The sequence below is a fragment of the Glaciecola petra genome (genome assembly GCF_031846345.1).
Taxonomy (GTDB): domain Bacteria; phylum Pseudomonadota; class Gammaproteobacteria; order Enterobacterales; family Alteromonadaceae; genus Glaciecola; species Glaciecola petra.
This window is the reverse complement of sequence record NZ_JAVRHX010000001.1, coordinates 947,258-969,046: the sequence shown is the minus strand read 5'-3', so window position 1 is coordinate 969,046 and position 21,789 is coordinate 947,258. Positions and strand designations below refer to the sequence as shown.

Annotated in this window: 17 protein-coding genes; 1 reads left to right on the top strand and 16 read right to left on the bottom strand. The window is 36.6% G+C overall.

Annotated features, from left to right (window positions below; all coding sequences use genetic code 11):
* Positions 1 to 108: 108 nt before the first annotated feature.
* The 3 genes from RM552_RS04335 to RM552_RS04325 form a co-directional block, all read right to left on the bottom strand.
* Complete coding sequence (locus RM552_RS04335) at positions 109 to 4,824, bottom strand: EAL domain-containing protein (protein ID WP_311367553.1); 4,716 nt, start codon at positions 4,822 to 4,824, stop codon at positions 109 to 111.
* Between the two features lie 91 nt (positions 4,825 to 4,915).
* The gene (dld, locus tag RM552_RS04330) at positions 4,916 to 6,712 is read right to left on the bottom strand and encodes a D-lactate dehydrogenase (RefSeq protein ID WP_311368273.1); all 1,797 of its coding nucleotides are present in this window, start codon (positions 6,710 to 6,712) and stop codon (positions 4,916 to 4,918) included.
* A gap of 172 nt (positions 6,713 to 6,884) precedes the next feature.
* Positions 6,885 to 8,246 (bottom strand): ribonuclease J, encoded by a 1,362-nt coding sequence (locus RM552_RS04325; RefSeq protein WP_311367552.1) that lies wholly within the window; start codon positions 8,244 to 8,246, stop codon positions 6,885 to 6,887.
* A gap of 123 nt (positions 8,247 to 8,369) precedes the next feature.
* On the opposite strand from RM552_RS04325, the gene RM552_RS04320 reads away from it, so the two are divergent.
* Positions 8,370 to 9,137, top strand: a complete 768-nt coding sequence (locus tag RM552_RS04320; RefSeq protein ID WP_311367551.1) for a heparan-alpha-glucosaminide N-acetyltransferase — start codon at positions 8,370 to 8,372, stop codon at positions 9,135 to 9,137.
* On the opposite strand, the gene RM552_RS04315 is transcribed toward RM552_RS04320, so the two are convergent.
* The 13 genes from RM552_RS04315 to RM552_RS04255 form a co-directional block, all read right to left on the bottom strand.
* The gene (locus tag RM552_RS04315; protein ID WP_311367550.1) at positions 9,138 to 9,923 is read right to left on the bottom strand and encodes a hypothetical protein; all 786 of its coding nucleotides are present in this window, start codon (positions 9,921 to 9,923) and stop codon (positions 9,138 to 9,140) included.
* A 29-nt stretch (positions 9,924 to 9,952) separates the two neighbouring features.
* Positions 9,953 to 10,441 carry a hypothetical protein gene (locus tag RM552_RS04310; RefSeq protein WP_311367549.1) on the bottom strand — a complete coding sequence of 163 codons (489 nt, stop codon included), beginning with the start codon at positions 10,439 to 10,441 and terminating at the stop codon, positions 9,953 to 9,955.
* Between the two features lie 30 nt (positions 10,442 to 10,471).
* Positions 10,472 to 11,005: a hypothetical protein gene (locus RM552_RS04305; protein WP_432277192.1), complete on the bottom strand. Its 534-nt coding sequence runs from the start codon at positions 11,003 to 11,005 to the stop codon at positions 10,472 to 10,474.
* A 17-nt stretch (positions 11,006 to 11,022) separates the two neighbouring features.
* A complete protein-coding gene (locus RM552_RS04300; protein ID WP_311367547.1) occupies positions 11,023 to 11,418 on the bottom strand; it encodes a hypothetical protein in 396 nt (131 codons plus the stop codon).
* A gap of 8 nt (positions 11,419 to 11,426) precedes the next feature.
* Entirely contained in the window at positions 11,427 to 12,305 is an 879-nt protein-coding gene (locus RM552_RS04295) for a hypothetical protein (protein WP_311367546.1), read from the bottom strand.
* A gap of 10 nt (positions 12,306 to 12,315) precedes the next feature.
* Positions 12,316 to 12,849, bottom strand: a complete 534-nt coding sequence (locus RM552_RS04290) for a hypothetical protein (RefSeq protein WP_311367545.1) — start codon at positions 12,847 to 12,849, stop codon at positions 12,316 to 12,318.
* 65 nt (positions 12,850 to 12,914) lie between these two features.
* Positions 12,915 to 14,282 (bottom strand): hypothetical protein, encoded by a 1,368-nt coding sequence (locus RM552_RS04285; protein ID WP_311367544.1) that lies wholly within the window; start codon positions 14,280 to 14,282, stop codon positions 12,915 to 12,917.
* A 2-nt stretch (positions 14,283 to 14,284) separates the two neighbouring features.
* On the bottom strand, positions 14,285 to 14,830 hold the full coding sequence (locus RM552_RS04280; RefSeq protein ID WP_311367543.1) for a hypothetical protein: 546 nt from the start codon (positions 14,828 to 14,830) through the stop codon (positions 14,285 to 14,287).
* A 1-nt stretch (position 14,831) separates the two neighbouring features.
* A complete protein-coding gene (locus tag RM552_RS04275; RefSeq protein ID WP_311367542.1) occupies positions 14,832 to 16,427 on the bottom strand; it encodes a hypothetical protein in 1,596 nt (531 codons plus the stop codon).
* Positions 16,428 to 16,438: 11 nt separating this feature from the next.
* Positions 16,439 to 18,580 carry an FHA domain-containing protein gene (locus RM552_RS04270; protein WP_311367541.1) on the bottom strand — a complete coding sequence of 714 codons (2,142 nt, stop codon included), beginning with the start codon at positions 18,578 to 18,580 and terminating at the stop codon, positions 16,439 to 16,441.
* A 4-nt stretch (positions 18,581 to 18,584) separates the two neighbouring features.
* Positions 18,585 to 20,768 carry a bifunctional serine/threonine-protein kinase/formylglycine-generating enzyme family protein gene (locus tag RM552_RS04265; RefSeq protein ID WP_311367540.1) on the bottom strand — a complete coding sequence of 728 codons (2,184 nt, stop codon included), beginning with the start codon at positions 20,766 to 20,768 and terminating at the stop codon, positions 18,585 to 18,587.
* A 141-nt stretch (positions 20,769 to 20,909) separates the two neighbouring features.
* Positions 20,910 to 21,287 carry a hypothetical protein gene (locus RM552_RS04260; protein WP_311367539.1) on the bottom strand — a complete coding sequence of 126 codons (378 nt, stop codon included), beginning with the start codon at positions 21,285 to 21,287 and terminating at the stop codon, positions 20,910 to 20,912.
* Positions 21,288 to 21,297: 10 nt separating this feature from the next.
* Positions 21,298 to 21,762 (bottom strand): hypothetical protein, encoded by a 465-nt coding sequence (locus tag RM552_RS04255; protein WP_311367538.1) that lies wholly within the window; start codon positions 21,760 to 21,762, stop codon positions 21,298 to 21,300.
* Positions 21,763 to 21,789 lie beyond the last annotated feature (27 nt).

Genomic DNA, 21,789 nt, shown 5'->3' with positions numbered 1-21,789 from the left:
CGTGATTAACATACGTATCATAATACCTAAATGGTCATATCTGTTAACTGTTTTTTGTAAAAGATATCGTAAAGTTTATTCGAATGAATTTTATTGTTCATGAAAGTTTTATTTTGGGGCCTTCGGTAACTTTATAACTGGTGCCTTTTTTTTGTGGTCTGCATTCTTTTTGATCTCAATGCATTTTAACCAGTCAATAAATAGGAAATCCATTGATTCAATAAAAGTTAAAGGGTGAGAAAATAAAAATCCTTGAACATATAGACTTTTGTTTTGCATCGCAAAATCTAACTGATCAACTGTTTCTATTCCCTTCGTCCTCAACACCATCGCTTTTCTTTCTGCTGCTGTATAAATAACACTTGCCATTGCACGGGCATCAAATTGGAAGGACATATCGTGAATAATTTGTCGGTCTGTGATCAAACTATCAAAATTAATATCTTTGATAAACTTGTATGAGGAATAAGTTTTACCAAAGTCATCTAACGCTATTTCATAGCCGAGTTGATGGCTGTCTTTGACGAAGTGTTCAACACTTTCTTTATTGTTAATGCAAAGATCTTCATTGATTTCAAACTTTATAAATTTATTAGGAATTTTGAGTTTAGTTTGCAACTTAGACAGTGCCGCAAAATCAAATCCTAATATATGCTGCTCTGTCATATTAAGTGATATATACCCATCAAAACCAGATTCTTGCCATTTTGCAAGATCTGTTAATGCATCTTCTATGGATTGATTTGTAATATTATTGATGCATCCTACCGATTCTGCTATCGCTAAAAAATCAGATGGCTTTAACGGTTTATCTTTGCTAAATAAAGGCCATCTAAGAAGTACTTCAAAACCGATGGTCTTGCCATTGTGCATATCAATTATAGGCTGATAATAATTAATGAATTGTTTGTTTTTAGTCGCCAAATTAATATTGGTGAACAAGCTCGATTGTGTCTGAAACTCTTGGTTCATTGAATCAGTATAAAAGCTATAACGCTTGTTTCCTGTTATTTTAGACTGATTTAACGCAAGGTGTGCCCTGAATAATAGCGTTTCAGCAGAATGACAAGCTTCATCCAAAACTGCAATGCCAATATTGGCTGATACTGTCGTTGAAATGTTTTTTAATGTAATAATGCTCTCTACGTCTTTTAACAAGTTATTTGCGATTTCGTCTATCTCGTCTCTAGTGTTGACATTTTCTAAAACAACAACAAATTCATCACCGACCAAACGGGCAATTACCGTCTTAGCTCCAAAAAACGCGACAAGGCGTTTTCCGACTTCTTGCAAAATATCATCGCCTGCATCAAGTCCAATATTATTGTTGGTTTGTTTGAAGCTATTCAAATCAATATACAAAAGCGCTAACACATCGTCGTGTGTTGCAGCATACTCAATAGACTGTTGCAATCGTTCTAAAAATAAATGCTTGTTCATTAAACCTGTAAGTTTGTCAAAGTTTTTCATTTGCTGCAGTGCATTATTACTGGCTACTTGCTCAGTTATATCAGTAGATACAATCAAGTAACTGTCGACTTCAGACGGATTCAATTCGCTCGCGATTGCGTTAATATTTGTCAGTAAGGATAGCTTTTTGCTACCTATTTTGACGACATGTTCCATTTTTATCTTATCGCCGGCTTGCATACTGCTTAATTTTTTTAAGGTCTTATAGAAAAGCTCCTGATTTTCAATAACACTTGCTTCACTATGTTTAAAACGGTTATTTTTGTCTATTAAATTAAACGCTTTTCGAAAAGCCTGATTACTCGCTACTAAGGTTTTATTTGAATCAAATATCAATACCCAATCTCTTGTGTGCTCAAAGACATTGCCAAACTGCTTTAATCTATTCTGGTTAGTAATGATATTTGTTACTTCGGAAGTGGTGCCCGCAACCGATAGTAATTTTGTATTGTCGGCTGACATTTGTTTATTGCTAAGATCACGATACCATTTAATAGTATTTTGACCGCTCATCACTCTATAAGTATGGTCAAATGAGGCCTGCTTTACGGCAATGAAGAGGTTCCAAGCTTTAATATAGTCTTGTCTATCTGGCTCATATATATGCTCGATAAACTTATCAAGGGTCGTGTTGGGAGGGAGGGATTGTTTGTTTGTACCGTTGTTTTCTAACACATTCTCTGGGCGCTTACCCTTCAGGATATTGGTTTGGGCATCCCACTCCCAAGCATGGGCATTATTTACTTTGAGTGCATTGGTCAGTATTTTATTATTCTGCTTTATTTGTAGGTTTGCATTGTTTATCAAATGAGTGATTTTACGTCTACGCCAATACCAAACTATGCATATTGACACTGCCGAAAAAGCATATACAAAGTATGCGAAGGGTGACAAAAATTGGGGGTGCGCAATGTTTAAATGTAACGATGCCACTGCCATCTCGTTACTCACTCCAGCAGGATATATTTCAATAGTATGTTTGCCAGATGATAAAGTGGGCAATAACAATTTGCCTTCGCTGAGGTTTGGATAATTACTTATTTTATTTCCTGACACGATACGATATCGATACTTTTTGCTGGCATTAGTTGTACTGGATAGTGTTGAAAAATATAAGGTTAAACCTACGTCGTCATAATTTAAATTAATCGTCATATCATTCAGTAAGGTCAATGGCATATTTAACGACCGAGAAGCCAATTGTATTTCAGTAATAGAAGGAGATGTAATTTCAGGTATTTGTTCGCTTAATTCAGAGGGATGAAACATGGTAAAACCCAAATTAGCGCCATAGACTAAACTGCCATCAGACAACACCTCAATCGCTCCTTCATTGAATTCGCTGGTGGCTAGGCCATTTGCAAAACCAAAACTTTGTACATTTAAGTTTTTTGTATCAAATCTATGTAAACCTGAATGAGATGAAAACCACAACAAGCCATCATTATCAAATTTCAAATCATATATAAGGTGGGTCGGTAAATATTTTTCATTGGTGTACTTAGCAAGTGTGGTAAATGAATTTCCATTTAACTTATATAAACCATTTCCTGGGTAAGACAGCCAAAAAGAGCCTTCATTGTCACGGGCAAAACTACCTGGATAAATACTTCGACGTGTTCCCTCAGCTTTTATTGAATGTAATAAAGTAAGCGTTAGTGTTTCAGTATTAATTCCCCAAAGTTGCGCTGCACTGGCTAACAGCATCATTTTAGATTTTGTATCTACACCTAAAAACTTATAAGTATCAGCCACAGCAATATTATATGACTGTAAATCTATTTTTTTTAGCTCACTGTTTTTCACATCGACATAAAAAGCGCCGTTATCTGTTAATACCCAATAAACATTGTTATTTATTGGTACAAATGAATAAATGAATTCTGTAAATAGTTCATTAATAGCTTTATTATTAAAGTCGAACGAAACAAATTGATTGTTTTCTATATCAAATTTTCTTAATCCATCACCAGTAATTAGCCACAAATAACCTGTTTCGGAAGAATTGATTTGAGAAATTTCTGACGCTGAAAATTTGGCTAAATTAGGACTGGTTTTATAATATTGTTTAATATTGCCTGACGTTAAATCATATCTATTTAAACCATTATTAGTGCCAATAAATAGACTATTAGCATCGTATTGATAAATAGACCAAACAACGTTATTACTTAGCCTTTTGTTTTCTGGGGTAAATATCGAATTGTTAATATTTTTAAATCGCTGACTATTTGGAGACCACTTCATTGCTCCACTATACTCAGTTCCAAACCACAAACTACCTGCTTTATCGACACTTAAATTTAAAATATCACTGCTGGACAAAGCTTCATAATTCTTGATGGCTCGGAACAGAAAACTCGTTTGATAACTATCACCCTCTATTGAATAAAGACCAATATCACTGGCGAAATAGAGTTTTTCATTAATTTTTATCATATCCCAGATATTACGAATATCATTAATCGTTTGATATGAAATGTCACCCCATGATTGCGTAATGTATTTGTCTAGTTCGGCCAAGTTGAAAGCGTGCAAACCTTGCACTGTGCCAACAAATAATGTTTCTTTGTCGAACGATTTTAATAATTTTACATTTGCCGTATCGGCACCCTTGGGACCTGGAGAAAAAATAGTGAAAGTCTCGCCAGAATTTACATTAAATCCAAAAAGGCCATTGGTAGTACCAATGTACAATACCTGTTTGTGTTGATAGATGCTTCGGATGCTGAAGCCTTGATTAATTTGTGCAATACTTAATTCAAATAGTAAAACAGCGCTTTTAGTCTTGAATGAGTATCGGTAAACGCCTTCATTTAACCCAACAATGATGTCGCCATTATCTGCTTCAAACATTGAAGAAGAGTCTTGAAACCAGCTCGGCGCTAATTTTGAATCAACAGCCAAAAGGGTATCAATCGTCTTATGCTGCAAATCTAACGAAACTACTCCTCGGTTAGATGTACTTAAAATAAGTCGTCCAGAGCTATGCTCAAATATATGATAAATCGAAGAGTTGACAATATGATTGTGGATATCGTTAACTTGTAGCACTTTTGTGCCATCAAAACGATTGAGGCCTTCTTCAGTACCTATCCAAACAAATCCTTGTTTATCGACAAGTATATCGTGAATTGTATTTTGGTCTAAACCTTGATCGGTATCTATATACATCAATCTCGGTGATTGAATAGCCGCACCATTCATGACCTGCGCGTGGGTAACACTAAGACTTAAAGCAAATAACAATACCATGGTGATTTTTGGTATCAAATAACAGTTAAGTGAACACCAAAAACCAGAAAATGATTTATAGTTTTTGATGCTTAAGTCATATTTTTTTATGCCGTACAAAATGCAAAATTCCCTTTCCCAGCAAGCAACGCGTCTACTCTTTTACTTGTAATGAATGATACCGCACAAAGCAATATTTAGCTATTTGCTTTTACAAACAACATTGACAATTCCGCTGCGTTTTTTCAAGCTTGCCGATGCCCGGATTAAAGGTATTAGTAGGATCTAAGCTCGTGTAAAACTGCTTTAATGGGTCTTCAGCTTTGTACAAATAGCCTACGTTATGTTCAGCAGGATATTTTGCGCCACGTTTATCTAACTGAGTTAACATCATCTTTTTCACATCATGCGCATTTACGCCTTTTTTGAGAATATAATCTTGATGAAAGACATAACAAAAAAAGTGACCATAATAGAGTTTCTTTTCTATATGTTTTTCGATATCAGGCGGGAAAGATTCAACCCAGTTAATTTCATTACGTTTTAGGGCAATATCAAGTGCTAGTATGCTTCCTACTTCTTTGTTGTGCATTGTTTGATAACGAATAGCGGCCCCAGCAGCGGCAAAACGATGCAAATAAGCTTTTTTCGCTTCATCTTGATCGCATTCAAAAAAGTTCCCGCTGTTACTGTTAGCAAAATACGCTGTTAATATATTATGCCCTTTCTCAATATCTTCGTTACTTAGTTTTAATACTAAATGATGTTCGTATTCTTTGCGATACGCCTTCATACGCTCGGGAATATGGCTTGGAAACAATCGACTCAAGTGTTGCATTATTCGGTCGCTCAAGTATGGGGGCAACCACTTTACTTTATTTAGCAATGCATCAACTCGCCCTTTTTTGGCAAATAAATTAGGTAATCGCTTAGTGCCTAAATGTAAGACACTTAAAAATGTGTCCTTGCCATATTTTTCGGCAATATCAAATATGTCTCGATGCATATACTCACCGACTTCAGGTAATCCATTCAACTGAGATAATAATTGTCGACGAAGTTGATATAAGTCATTTGCATCATTGGTTCCAATATAAAAACTTTTTTCTACTCGATTTACAGGATGTGAATCGACTCTAACGGCAAAAACAGCTAACTTCCCGGCGCAGCCACTTGCCTCATATAAACGCCTCGGATCAGCATTAAATCGACTTGGTGTGTCTGCATCTATATTTTTGATTCGAGCTTGATATAAAGTATCGCTAGCACTTCGATTACCTTGTTCAATATCGTCCGTAGGAAAATTTCTAGTCGCTAAGTTTTTAATGATAGTGTCGGCATCGTCACCAAGCTTTATCCCAAGATGATTAACTAACAAAAGTTGCCCATGCTCGTTTATTTTCGCAAACACTGATAGTTCAGTGTAAGCCGGTCCTCTCTTGACTAAGGCACCACCAGAGTTGTTTGCAATGCCACCCACTACTGTCGCACCCAAAGTGGAAGAGCCAATGACCGAATGTGGCGACCGATTAACCTTGCTTAATGTTTCTTCTAGTTTGTGCAAAGTTGCGCCGGGAAAACTAAGAACCTGTTTGCCCTTATTGAGTAAAACAATATCATCTAAGGCAAGCGTGTTAATCACTATAACAGGCCTATCATAATCATTGCCGCTAGGCGTAGAGCCTTCCGTTAACCCAGTATTTGCAGCTTGCATTATAACAATCAGCTTTTGTTTTACTGCAATTTTCAATACTTCCCATAACTGCAACAAGTCTTGTGGAAATAACACTGCCAAAGCACTCCCTTCACCTGAACGCCAACCTTTACGATAATGTTGGTTCTTGTTCGGATCAGCACTTATATTGTTAGCACCCAATACCTTTTCAAAACTCTGCAAACAAACAGCAGCTTGATTATGTATTGGTTTACTCGGTTGACGAATACCAGTATCCACCTCAATATCTGTACTGGAATGCAGTACGGATGCCTCTTTATCGGTATTTTGCATAACAACCACCTTCTTCTTGGCAATATTTTTCACAGCTATTCCATTGGCTCATACTAAGACTTTAGCTTTTATAAAATCAAGTCGGAAACATGATATGTCTATGCGAAACGCCTTCCTGTTCTGCTAAACCCTTGCTCGCTGAAAAGCATATAACCTTTCAAATATATCATATTCAAAGAGGAGTTCGGCCGGCAGAGATTGCTTTTTTAAATATTGCAAATTTAGGCGAGAAACTATAAAGATCACCGTTTAGAGCGGTTAGCTGGTGCGGTATTTGAGTCAACTTAGCTTGTTCAGCACATGCTTTTAAATGCCGAGGTTCGCCATGAACTGGTACTACACATTTTGGTCGTACACTGTTAAACAAATCTGTTAGATCTTCTCGATTGGGATGGCCAGAAGCGTGAATCGTATGTTCCGCATTGTTTGAATCAACGACCCTAATTTTACGTTTTTCTAATAAATCGATTAAGGTTTTTATGGGCTTTTCATTGCCAGGAATTACGATACTGCTAAAAATAACGGTATCGCCCTCGTCTAATTCACAATCGCGATGCTCATCTTTTGCAAGTCGAGTCATACTTGCCTTGGGTTCGCCCTGTGAGCCAGATGCGATAATCAGTACTTCATGCTTAGGCAAATAACCGATGTGTCGTCGTGGCGTAATGCTAATGTCAGATGGCCAATAGCCAGCATATCGTGCAATACTGATCATGTTCTCTATTGCCGGCCCTAACACACAAATATACCTCCCGCTCGCTTGGGCAATCTTAGCAATGGATACTAAACGGGCAATATTGCTCGCAAAGCACGTCACAACCACACGTCCAGAAGCTTGGCTAATGTAAGTGCCTAAACCCTTTTCACATGCCTTTTCTGAAAGCGAATATCCGTCTTTTAGTGCGTTTGTTGAATCACAAACGACTACATCTATTTTCTCTGAAACGAGCTCTTTGAAAAAGGGCCGATTAAAGGCTGTACCTACTACAGGTGTATCATCAATTTTCCAATCTCCTGTATGCAACACTTTGCTTACAGGAGTTGTTATTAAGAGTGCATTGGACTCTGGTATAGAATGCGTAATTTCAATCCATTGTAAAGTAAAGGGGCCGATATCCAATATCCACCCAGGTTCAACTTCAGTAATTGGCAAATCTAGATCAATACCTGCTCTATATAATTTTCTTCTGAGTACTTCAGCAGTAAATTTAGTAGCGTAAATTTGACATTTGAGCTGCGGCCACATTGCAATTACAGCACCGATATGATCTTCATGTGCATGAGTCAATACTAAGGCAGATAATGAACTTGGGCGATTAGTAATAAATGAAAAATCAGCTGTCATGACGGGAAAACGTTTTGCATTCTCATTTATGTCGTCTTCTTGCTTTTGTGGGACATTAAAGGTCACTCCGCAATCGATCATAATCCATTGTCCGTTGTGACCATATAAGTTGACATTCATGCCTATTTCACCGGTCCCACCCAAGGGTAAAAACCAAAAATCGTTTTTTGTCGGCACCTTATTCAACATTATTTTTCATCTCAAATACTTCATTTATTCTTATCATCTTTACACATTAGCAGAATAATTAATGTAAAGAAGCTCACACAGCATCATTAATAAAATTTAATACGAATAAGGCTTATTAATAGATTGAGACATCAACACGCCAGAAAAAAATACGCGAGCATTTTCTTTATTTTAATGCCATGCTACCCTCTCGCTATGCATCGTAATATTACCCTCGACATCGCCAGAACATTCGCCATTTGCTTAATGGTTGTGTTCCATTTTATTTATGACTTAAAATTTTTTGGCTATATTAATTGGAATATTCCAGATGGTCATGGTTGGGTACAGTTTAGATGGATTATTATAAGTCTTTTCTTTTTATGTTTAGGTGTTTCACTTAGTTTTGCTCATGCCAAGCAATTTAAAGGACGAAAGTTTTTTCTGCGTTTAATGCAAATATCCCTCAGTGCATTGCTAATATCAGTCGCCACTTTTTTCGCTATTAATGATAATTGGATATTTTTTGGCGTTTTACATTTCTTAGCCTTATCAAGTGTTATTGTTATCTTTTTTGTATCTTACCCGCGCGTTAGTTTGTCAATAGGCATTGTGTTTGTTGTGATAGGTGTGATGCAAGTCGTGCCAAGTCGATGGCCTTTTCACTTGTTATTTGACGGGTTACCTAAATATACCAATGACTTTGTCGCTATTTTTCCATGGTTGGGATTGGTATTCATTGGCGTAAGTTTGGGACATAGCGAATGGATGAAAAATGACGTCTTAGCACCTAGCCTAAGCAATAGTAAACATCTTGCGACGCTTGTTTGGCCTGGACAGCATAGCTTGAGTATTTATCTTCTACACCAGCCAATCATGATGGGAATACTTTTTTTAATCAGTCTAGCCTAATTATTGTTTCAGGCAATTTTCTGCATCCGCTAATAACCAGCTTTCGCTCACGTTTTTGTTATTCATATTGATATTATGTAACCAAAGAGTTTGTCCTTTTAACTGATATACCCCGCTAAATTTTTGTAAATCGGCACCCGCTGAATATTCATGTATTTTTTGACTCAATCGCATGTCAAACCACATTGGATACAAGCGCGCTAAGAGATGTTGTGAGGCATATAATTCTAGTAACGAATGCTCAATTTGTGTCATGTGACCGCTAGCAATGCGCAATAATGGACTGTGTGACGCTTGTCTTTGCTTTAACATTATCAAATTTTTTCCAGTATAAGCCGCCAAGTCTATTCCTATGCAATTATGCATGTATTGCAATATGGCTTCGGTTTTAGAAATGGAATCTGGAAACTTTAATTGAAGCATATCTCCATTCATTTTTGTCATCTTATTTAGTTGTTGTTTTACTTCGGTATGAGTGCTTTTTTGTGATAACTTTCTATTAGTACTTTTCTGTGAAGATGCTTGCGTAGTTTGCGCCGTTACTTGTCTTGAAGAAACGTTCATTTCTGAAGGCGTAGGTAGCTGAAAATTAGCCATACTAATATTGACAGGAACAGATGCTGTCAAAACTGTTTTGGTCGATTGTTCACTTGGCGTAACTCGGGTTTTATTGACCTGTTCAACCAGCTTATTTTGCTCGATTAAATGATTGAGAAGAAAAGTGAACACAACTAACAAAAGCGTGGCAACTGCGTAAAAGCGTCTATCGTTGTTTTCTCTGACCATGTGTGACATCGGTATTAATTGGACAGATATTAATTGGACAGGCTAGACAAAGCCGTTAATTCAAGCTTTTGCGAAAGATCGCGCAACAAGGCTTGTTGATTTAATCTTTTAATTTGCTCGCTTTGCAGTTTTTCATCGGTCTGAGCGGCTAAGTCAAGGTCGCTAGTATCACTTTCTTGTTTCTGTTTTTGCTCTTGTGATGCACTCAATGACGTCGTTTTATTGTTTAGAGTATCCCTGTCAAGGAAGCTTTGCTGTTGAGCTCTCTCTAAATCATCTATTTTTTTATTTAAAATATCTATCCTTTCATTTAGCGCAATAATCTCAGGTAAATCTCTAGTGGCTAATGTTGTTGAAAAAGTGTCTTTATTTATGGAATCAGATGGAATAGATCCAGTCGTATTTGTCTCATCATTATTTTCAACTTGATGCGCAGGAATAAAGTAGTCCCATATTTGTGACTGGTACCCCAAATACAAGATTGCGATGATGCTACAAGTTATAAAAAGTGCTTTCATGTTAAGCCTCCTAACAGTATTAGATAAAATTTATTCGGCACTTGCCGATGGTAAAAACTTTGCAAATTCGGCGTTTCGCTTGGTATAAATTATGGCTACCCATGCTCTAACTACAGTCGCCGTAGGTAAACCAATTACGGTTGTCATGAAAGCCATAGAAAACTGCTTGGTCAAGATACTAATCACATTGTTCACATTTTCAGGTGTTAGACTTTGTTCAGACAACGCTCCTATTCCTAGGCTAATTCCCAAAAGTGTAAAAGTAAGCGCTAATGTTGATATAGCATTTGCGCTTTGTATTCCTATTTGGTGCCAATACAAAAATATATCTGCCTGCTGGGTTTTACTAAATCTATGAATTGCAATGATTGACAGTAATATCAACGCGCCAAAAATAATGCTAAACGTTAGGCCAAAGTTTTGCTCAATCCAAGTCAATATATCGGCCACTTGCATATTTGTGACGAAGCTCAGCCCAGCAAATACTATGGCTAGCCCTCCAATAAGGCAGGCAATTGCAAAAAACATATTATGCAATGGTTTTGCTGGCTCAGTATCTGCCATATTTTTCAAGCTTGAGATCATTTCCTAAAACCTACTCTCGCATTTAATATGGCTTCATTATTAAAATTAACCTGGTCAAGCCACTGCTGTGCTGCGCTTAATGATTTTTCTGCCCCTGCATGTACTAAGAATGTTGTCTCATATTCGTTAAATGCTCGCATCACAATCGTTGAATCACTATTTAATAAACGCTCATCTCGCATCACCATTCTTTCCATATCAGTGAGATGTTGTTGTCTTTTATTCAACAAATTTAAACGTTCTTGCAACATTAGCGATGGCGATAAGAGGTCGTTGATGAGTGCCGCTCTCTCTCGTTCAAGATTTTTTAAACTTAAGGCTGGATCGATTGCCAATACACTGGTGCTCACTAATGTGATTAAAGTCACACATACTAATTTCAATACATTCATAATAATTCCTATAAGAATATGGACACTGAATTGGCAGGTGTGTTGGTAATACCAGCCGAAGAGAGTGCTTGTTTTTCTTCAATTTCACTAATTGTGAATTCTAACGATTGGGCATCTAAAGCGACAATTTTAGCCATGTAGCTTAGCATTAAGGCCTCTTGATCAAGCAGAGACTGCTCACTAGATGATTGCATCAATAATTGTCTGATATATTCTTGAGTGCTCACTTCTCTGCCATCAATGCTTGCGGCTAAATTAGCGCTATGAGCTGCAATAGCATCTTTAAGTTGGTCTATTTTGGCCAAGTTACTGGCAAATTCTTTTGCATAAGGGCTCTGTTCAGATAATCCATTTTGTAATAAATTATCGTCAACTTGTTGCATGACTCTTTGCATACGGTCTTTTGCTGCTCGTTGACTTATTTTTAGCTGGTATGCTTTTGAATTTAATTCTTCATTATTACCTTGATATAGTTTTTCGAGCACCTTCTGATAAACATCAATTTTACTTTCCAATTGACTCTGTCTAATCTGCTGGCCTTTTTGCAATAAATCTAAAAAGTTCGATTTCACCTGCACTAAGTCAACTTTTTCGTCAATCATTTGATCCTGTGCAGCGCCTTCAATTATGGACTTTAGTGTTTGGATTTTATTACTTTCATCCATCATTTTATTTTCAACTGCAAGCAATTCTGTTGAAAGCGGCGATAACCTAAAGTCTTGTTGAATACGCTTTTCAATTAGGTTTGCGGGTAATTTAACCAATGACTCCGCCGAAATTGGTTGCCACTCTTGTGATTCGGCTGCATAAGCAAATTGATTGATGCTCATTACCGAAACGAGCACTACAATCTTATGTATATACGTCTTTCTATTGAGTATTTTCATTTTATTATCCTTATTGCAATGTCCACTTACGAGTTCTAGTTATTTCATCCCGTAAACTTGGCGCAATATTCAACATGGTTAAATCAAAAGCGGTTAATTCGTGTTGTCTAAGTAATGCGGTGGCAGTGTCGACAAAAGAAGAAAAATCATTCAATAATAAGTCTTGTTGTGGAAATCTTTGATGAAACGCGTCCAAAGCTTGTTGCGCAGACTGAATGTCGCCGGCATTGACAAAATTAACGACTGCTAGCGCATTAAATTGCATCGCTGTTTGTAAATCTGGATGCTTTGGCGAAAATTCGACATCTTGCAAGCAGTGCTCAGCAGAATTAGCCAACGAAAGATACTGACTAACAGAAGGTGAATTAATAGCTTGTTGTAATGCTAGTACCTGTTCAACGCAAGTAGAATCAAGTCTTTCAAAACTGGCGTTACTGACGATGACTTCTGCTGGTGAAGAGTGTGTGTTGCTATAACACCCTCCAAGGACAGCAATACAACATAATAAAATCGACGCTTTGGTTAAAGAAACAAGATGGGTCATTTATCGCTCCATATAAAACTAATAAGGTTTAATGAAGCCTATAAAACGATTAGTACGTTTTTTTCTTAAGGTTGGTATAACTCGTTTTTAATAATAAAAACTGGTGTGTTTTGTGTATGAGACCACGATACAATATCTTGTGTCGAATGCTGAGACTGCTGAGATTGAATAAACAATAGATAGTATTGCAAACTCTGTTTATCAGCAGCATCCACCTTGTTGGGGAACAGCAGTATATGATAGTACTGACGAATTATATTTTCAGAAGGAAGCGGTATACCCCAAGTAACCGAGTACCCCTCGTTGTTTTTGTTATCCTCTGGCAGAGAAACCTGTCCAAACAAAGGTACGATAGCACTTGATTCCGATACCAGCCAAACTTGAGCAAAATCAGTATACGTTTTTAAACTAAGTGAACACAAATGCTGTAGGTTTAAGGCGTTTATCGAACTAGTTTGACCTAACTGACCAGTATATATTATCGGTTTATTTGCTGTTAAGCTGCACAATTGCCGATTTTCAGAAACGTGTGAAACGAGTGAAAATTGGTCAATTTTGTGTTGTGTCCTAGACTCTCCAAACAAAAAATATATTGCCACAAATACAACTGAACAAACTACCAATAACACTTTCGTTTTTATTGTCTTGGGCAATTGCTGTATGAAAGATATATTGTCTTGGTCTATTGGTAGCGTTTTGTCATGCTTTCCCGTTTGAGTTTTAATAGACTCAATATGATTAATATCTCCACTGTCTATTCTTTCTAAATTAACAGTTGCCGACAAGTTTTTATTTGGTTTGGGGGATGATTCAACATCGTTCATTACATCACTGCTATTAGAAACGCTTTTGTTAAGGTCAATCGAATCTTTAAGAAAACTTTCATTCAATAAAAAGTCAATAATTTGCGTTAGCGATTGAACAGGCGTTAGATTTATACTTGTATCGGGCAAAGGCTGGCGCAAATTGCCATGAGGAACAAAAAAATGTACAGCATGCCCTTGTGCCTGCCAGGCAGATATTTGAGCATTGGCCGCAATACATTTTTGTGGCAAGCCTTCTACACTTAATACCTTATGATTAACTGTGTCTATTCTTCCAGTTGCTATGAAAATCGTGTTTTCAACACCAGTAAACAACATATTCTTACTGCTGACAGCTAGTGCATGGGCTAAAAAAATAGCTAGTTGCCAACTGTTGCCTTGGTCAATCTGACTAGCAATATTTACGCGATATGCGTGACATCCAAATAATTCATGAATTAATCCCTGCGGTTTTTGCACAAAACTTTGATAATCTGCCGATATTTTTGCCAGTGTTGAAGTATTATTGATGCTTACGACTGAATGAAGGTCTGGATCTGACAGCGCATGTATACTCTGAACTTGCACTAAGCCTTTGGTGGTCGCAATATACACCTGAGCTCGTTTCAATGCTATGAACTCACAATGTATAGATGCGATTCTGGATGACTAATTAAGCTGAATATTTCACTCTCTTGCGTTGTTAGCAACTGATATTTATTTGATTCTGTGTGTTCGAAATATATCATATGAAATTGGTCAGCAAATTCGGCGTGTACAAACAGCCCTTTCCTTGTTTTTTCTGGGTCTAGTTCTGCATTTAATCCATTGCTTAACTTTACTATGACAAACACTTGTTTATCAATGCTTTCATCAAAAACCCATTTAATCTCAAAGCCATCTGCAGACCGAACGTTTACATCCACAGAACTGGCCGCAACCTGGGGCATGCTCTGCATATCGCTAAAGAATTGTAAGGCCTTTTTATATAAACGACGTTTGTGCAAACTGCTATTTATTAGACTTAACACATCTCGATTGGAAGCATCGTGTGGTGATAAAATATAGTTTACGATCTCTTGCATATTGATGCTTACACAAGCCTCATGTTGAAACTTTGTATCTAATAGCCCCTGATATTGCCGCTTAGCAACAAATATTTGCTCTAATTTGTTCATACTACTTTGCACCTTGCGAATACAATTGACTTAACTCTTCTATAAATATAAGACGATCAGTCGAAAATTTACTCGTTTCGGATAGCCCTAATTCTTCAATGCTTGCTAAGAGTAACTTCAAATGGCTGTTTAGGCTCAGTAATTGCTGCGAACAATATATATAATTTGAAACAGACATCATTGATTTATCAGTAAAACCTTTACGATTATTTTTTTGCAATGCTTTGCTTGCTTTTTGTGTAAATTCTCGATAGCAAGCTTGCCCTTCAATAATCTTCAATAGATCATCCGAATTGGCATTAGTATGCCGAGCAAATTCAATTTTTAGCATAATAGCAAGACGTTCATACCGTTCGTCTGCATCTACCATAAGTTGTATAATTGACAAGGCCATAAATGGCTCTAACATTTGTAATACTGCAATATTCGCCAATAGAGTGTCGTTATTATGTTCAATAAGTTGCAGAACTTGGTGAACTAACTGTTCATAATCAGCCTCTTTAGAAATAGCGTCTTCAATATCAATTGTTTGTTTTTGTCTAATCGATTGTAGTATTGCATTTTGCGCTTGACCAAAACAGTTTGCACGCAACCATGATTGTGCAAACATCAAAATTTCAAAGTGTGAACTTAATAATTTAATAATAGAATATTGTTGTTTAGTTAGGGCTTTGGGAGGATTTAACAAACTCTCGTAGTCAATATTATCTTGTTTATCTTGAGGCAAACAAGCAAACAATTGCTCAGTCGATAATACACTCTCTAGCATAAAGTTTTCAGTACTTTGAGCATTGGCAACAAAGCCTTTATTTCTGACTTCTTCAATTGCGTTTACATACGTCAGGCTTTCTTCTACCACTGCAAAGTATTTGCTATGTCCTTCAATATTTTTATATTTTTGCCAGAAAGCTAAAATATTTGCATCATCAATCACCAAACACTTGTTTAATTGCTCATTATTAGGTGATGTGGTTTTACAATAAAAATCGTCTAATAAGCGCAATCGACGCTGTAATTTTGCTGTCGGTAAATGTTCTGATAAATAAGCATAAATTAGTTTTTGTAACAGACTAGAAAGCGCTTTTATCGCATTGAAACCTTCACCATACAAACACGTCTCAATTTTATCTAAAATACTCTCTAAACTACCCACTAACCACTCCATAAAACAAGACAAAATATTCGCTCTTGAAGCGTGGATTAGAAAACTTTTTTTAAACAAGGTCATGCTAAGTGTATTTTCGTGTATTGATATTTGTGCGTGTTCAAGCAAATGTGCTTGTTCCTTATCTTTTTCAAAAAATTGCATAAAGCCATTTGGTGTGTGGGAATTCTGCAGCCAAAAAAAGTCTATTAAATTACTTTTGGGAGAATGATGAATGATTGCCCAGCATAAGTGTGAAAGTTCAAAACATAAGCTACCATAATTTCGGCAGATGATATTTCGTGCGAGCAGATCAACACTCTTATCAAAGAATTTACGATTTGTTCCACAACAGGTTTTTGTTTCTCGTAACAAGCTAAAGTCATTACTTAGTTGTGCTGATACACCATAACTAACGACTGAGGATACCTGCTGTGTTTGAGAACTTTGCATAGGTCTGAATATTATTCAGTAGGTAATTTATGAATAGAGTGCTGCGCATAGCGCATAGAAACCCCATCATATTGATTGAGCTGAATAATCGTATCCTGATACTTTATTGAACAAGGTAATTGCAAAGGAACTTCTCCTATCAGCTCAACATCTTCAATAGTAATATTCGATATTTCATCCAAAGGCGCTATCAAAGCTTGCTCACCCAGTTTAATAGTGCATATAGGAGTGTATAAAGAACTATCCAATATATCCTTTTCAGAAACAATTCTCATGCTTGCATCTTTTTTGTTAAGAGCCACAATGGCGGTTTTTTTGGTACAAACAAGCTTAGTTCTTAATGCTAAGGCATTATCTGGCCAAATTTTATTTAATTTCTCTTGGTTTACCAATGTTTCTGACGATGGCACAAATGAAAATTCGGCCAATTTACTGCATGCAGATATTTTTACATTTAATGTCACTGCATTTAAGCTATCGTTAGCACCCAAAGTAATACTATCCCCACTGCTAAGCGCACTAGAGACACCTGCTTTGGATGGTATAGCATTGATATAGCTACCATTTTTGCTACTATGATCTTTCAATGCAAAGCCACTGGCTGTTTGTTCAATGGAACAATGATGCCCAACTCTCGACACTAATTTATGGTTAATATGGAATACACTATCTTGACTACTAATCCACGTGAAATCGTTTTTATTCGGTAATCGTCCAATATGTATAATGTCGTATTGAGTAAGCGTGATACTCACAGGATCATTGCTAGCAAAAATAACCATTGATCTAGCACTCGTAGAATACTCCTGCTTAATTTTTTTAATTAGTTTAGCGATTGCCTTGGTTTGTTTTTTAAAGTTACCTAAGTGCTTGGCTTTAGCATAAGCCTGATACGCTTGTTTGAGAGCCTTTAGTGGCAATTGTTGGCGATAATTGTTCATCGCTTTGGCAATTTTATTTCTTATCCACTGTTCATTTTCAGATAACAATTTTGTATTGTTTTCGTATTCCGCAATTTTCTGCGTCAATGCTTTTGCATCTTTGTTGACCGTATTAATATGTAAGGCTTTGGTGACAAACAACTTAGCAGTAATAATGTCTCCTGCATCAAAATACAACTTTGCTTTATCCACTGTTTTTGCAGAATCAATTTGTCGACTATTCCAATAAGATGCTTGCGAAGCCCATTTTTTTGCCAAGCCATAAAAGGGTTTTTTAGCCGTTTGGTAAGTATTCAACCAACCATCAGCATTTCGTAATTCAGCGTATTCATTTAAGTAATAATTTAAATATTGACGCCTTATCAGATATGCCAAAATGAATACAATAACTGAGAAAACAAGACCAAGAGTAAGTAAGGAAGGATTATACGGCTTACCCCCACGGGTGATTGATAAAAGCTCTTTTTCCTTATCAAAATTAAAAACGATAGCGGTGTTTTTATTTTCAAAAAAAGCAGCGAATACATTTTTAACTTGTGATGCACTAAGACTTGTTTGGAGTTCATAATGACTAGTAACTACTGGAAAATAGCGTTGACCAAATCGAAAATACTGGCTAGAACGCTTTAAGGTCATCTTTGTATCCATGTTGGCGCCTAATACATGGGTACTTAGTCCTTGCAGTTCTTCCTGTTCAAAATCAATAAGTGATATCCCTATTGTTTGCTCTTTTAATCTGCTTGATAATTTTTGTGCTAATAGTCGCCCAGCATTCTGACCTAACAACAACAAATTATTATCGATATCTTCTGGCTGTATCGGCATGCTATCAGCCAATATAATCTGATGAGACAATGGATCTAACATGTCTATTTGAATATAAGATTGTTTTGATCGGGAAATAGAGTACAAACCAAGCAATTGAATTTCTGGCGCGTTAAATAAAACTGCATTGAGTAAACTTTTTATGTTCGCTTTTCCACATAATGAAGTATTACATTTTTCAAAAATTACGTGAGACGGCATTAACTTCTCTAGACTCTGAGTGAGCGCTATTTCCAGTCCTTGTTCAAATTGATTTTGTTGCAATGGACTAAGTTGAATACTGCTATTATTCTGAGTATCAACATAAGGAATAAGCACAATGTGCCAGTCTTTAGCGACAAGCCTAATGGGAAAAAACAATAAGACAATAATTAATATATAAGGCACTAAATTATTCATTTGGATAGTAAATTAGTCTAAATCCAGTCGTGGGAGTTTTTGCCTGTTTAAGTAATCGGTTCATGTGATTCTGTTGTATTTCTGTTACTTCATTATACCACGAACCGCCAGCTACAATAGCCTGGTCACAGCGCTCCAGACCATTATCATACCAACATTCTGACAACCATTCTTGAACATTACCATATACGTCATATAATCCCAATTCGTTGGGCCTTCCCAAACCAAAAAACCGTGTAGTTCGTGCAATAGTGTTACCACAGTTTTTGCAATGACTATTTTGTTTTAATTGAGTAAACGATGCTATAGATTGAGGCCACAAGGCGAATAGTTTCCATTGCTCCAAATTCGGAAGCTTAAATTGACCATTAACCTTTGTATTCATCCAAGGAATAAATTGCTGATTCACTTCATACCAGCTAACGTTAGTCATTGGCTGTTCTATTGACTCTCTCTTCGCCAACGTCGAGTACGTTTTACTTTTACTACAGCTACCATCGGCAACACATAAATTATATAGCGCACGACTGACTTCGCTTTCCATAACAAAAAATGGAACATTTAAGGTGATACTTTTGTCGGCCGGCGCAGCGCTTGAAATGTTAATCAAGCTTACTTTTTCAATTTCGCCTTTCGCAGTAACGATGTCTATTAAAACTCTATTCTCTTGAGGCAAAAAGCTACCCAAAACTAGCTGCTCAGAGGAGGTACTTTGATTAGCTTTGGGTGGCATAGTATCGCTTACATCTTCTTTAAATACGGTGACAATTGGCTCACTCTTATCCTCAGAATGTTTATCGAGCATAAAATAGTTACTCAGAGTCCAATATGCGAACACAAAAAGAATAACTAAAACAGACACTATAAATTTTAATGACTTGGCGTTTGTGTAAGACTGAGTTGGCTTGCTAACATTGCTTAGCATGGCCGCTTGTTTAGGAACCTTAAGCTGCAGTAATAACAACGCTGCTTGTGGGTTGTCAGGTCGAGATTGTTGGCCGTCTTCTAGTAATTTCTCAAATTCTTCAACGCTACTATGTATCTTTTTATGATTGGCATATATCTGCGCTTTTTTATCAACTAAATCGCACCATTCAAACCATTTTTGTAGGTTTTTATTTAAAATTAGTTGCTGCTTAACCGCAGCTTCTAGGGTAAAAATATCTTTTATATCAACTTTATCTTGTTCACTTTTAATGCTTGCACATAAGTCAATCGCATGATGTTTATTCAGCTTTCCTTGGGCTAATAGTATTTTTTCAATCTCGCTTGATAAGGCCATAGATAATGTCGACATTAGTGAATCATCTGTCATCACAATAGTCTGAAAACTCTCAGCATTTTGAGTGTGTTTCTCTATTAAATCGAGACAAACACGTGCCGATTTTGGTCGCTTGTCAGGATTGCTAGCCAACAAAGCTTTAATCAAGTCTACCATCCATTTGGGTACTGTTGGAGAAAGCGATGAAATGAGCTCTTCGCGTTCATCTTTGTTATTTAGCCTATTTAGAGCACCACCACCTAGCAACAATCGGCACCATAAAACGCCAATTGAATACAAATCTGCACCCTCCGATAAGTCTTGATTTCCTTTTTTCACTTCAGGGCTAGCATATTCATGCGTAAATTTAGTCGTAATATTTAAAGCGTTTACATTTGTGATTAATTGATGATTGTTAAAAACATATGCGGCATCAAAATCACCCAGATAAACTTTCAAGTTTTCATCAAGCAAGATGTTCTGAGGTTTCACATCGAGATGAAGAACACCTTTGTCGTGTAGGCTATTAATTGCTGATAAAACTTGTTTAATGAAGCTAATGGATTTATAGGCGCTTATACGATCGCCTGACGAAGCCATGTATTCTGCTAAATTTTGCTGATACAGAGGCATTAATATGTAAGGAGTATGCTCCACGTTGCCAATATGCATTAATCTAACGATATGTTCTTCGTTTGAGAAATGATGCATAAGTCGAGCTTGATAAATAAAGGAATCGTTTACGTCTTTAGCGTGATTGTTAGAAGCTTGGTCTGAATTATTTACATAGGCGCATTTAATCACTAAATTGCAGTTTAGTGACTGACAATATACAAGATAAATTTGACTGTTTTCGCCTACAAAAAGTTGTTCTAAAACTTGGTAGGCGTCAATAAAATCGCCTTTTTGGTACATTAACACCTGAGGTAAAAGCCTGTTTATAGTAATAATAGGCTTATGCCATAATTGTGCCATTATTATGGTGTATTTATGCTATTTTTTGTATCACTTTCTGAATTTAAGCGATTATTCTCTTCATAGTCAAAACCTGCCCTTTTATTCTTCAGATTGCCAAATACGAGGAATGGTTTGATGTTGGAATGAATGATGCTTCAACAAAGGCTGTGTATTTTGATGAGTAATATGGCGTTTATTCGCTCTGTGTCTCATAACATTATGCATCCTAATATCTTGTAACTTAGTTTTCATTGCTTGCAAACTTTGTTGTTCCGAGATATGGCTTTTTCCAGGCGATAAGCTCGTTGTTTCTGTTTGCTGAATTTGATTTATTGCATAGGCTGCATTTAAGCTTTGAAAGTGCTTGGGAGTAGCAGGTTTAGCTTGATATATATAAGGCAGAAATAAACTACAAATCACAACACTAAGCACCAATACACCCATTTTAATTAGACTAGTATTATGTAATTTTTTCATCTATTTAGTCTCAATACTGTGTAGATAAGGTGCTTTGCCATTGTGCTGACAACATGGTTATTTGCACCGGCACCCCGTCAAACATTTTCTGAATCGCGAGCAATTCGTTAAGTGCAAGTGCGGGATTAACCGCAACAATGACTTCTTTTACTTGGTCTTTACTTGAAAAATTAGAAATATAATTATCAACACTAATTTCATTCAAGGCTAAGTCGTAAAATTGACCTTTCCAAAATAACAACACTTTTTGTTTTATTTCGTGGGAACTATGACTGACTTCAGCCTTATTGTTTTTATCCTCCTCAGTAGAAATACTAATCTTTTGTTTAACTGCATACTCAGCTATTGGTTTGTCTTCTGCTTCTGTTGACGCAGGTAAGGTCACCGAAATAAGCGCTAGTATTAATAATGCAAAAAACGCCATAGATAGGCCTAATGCTACTTCGGTCATGGCTTGTGTGGCAGTATCTTGCAAGAGGGAGTCATCCTTTTAAAAACAATA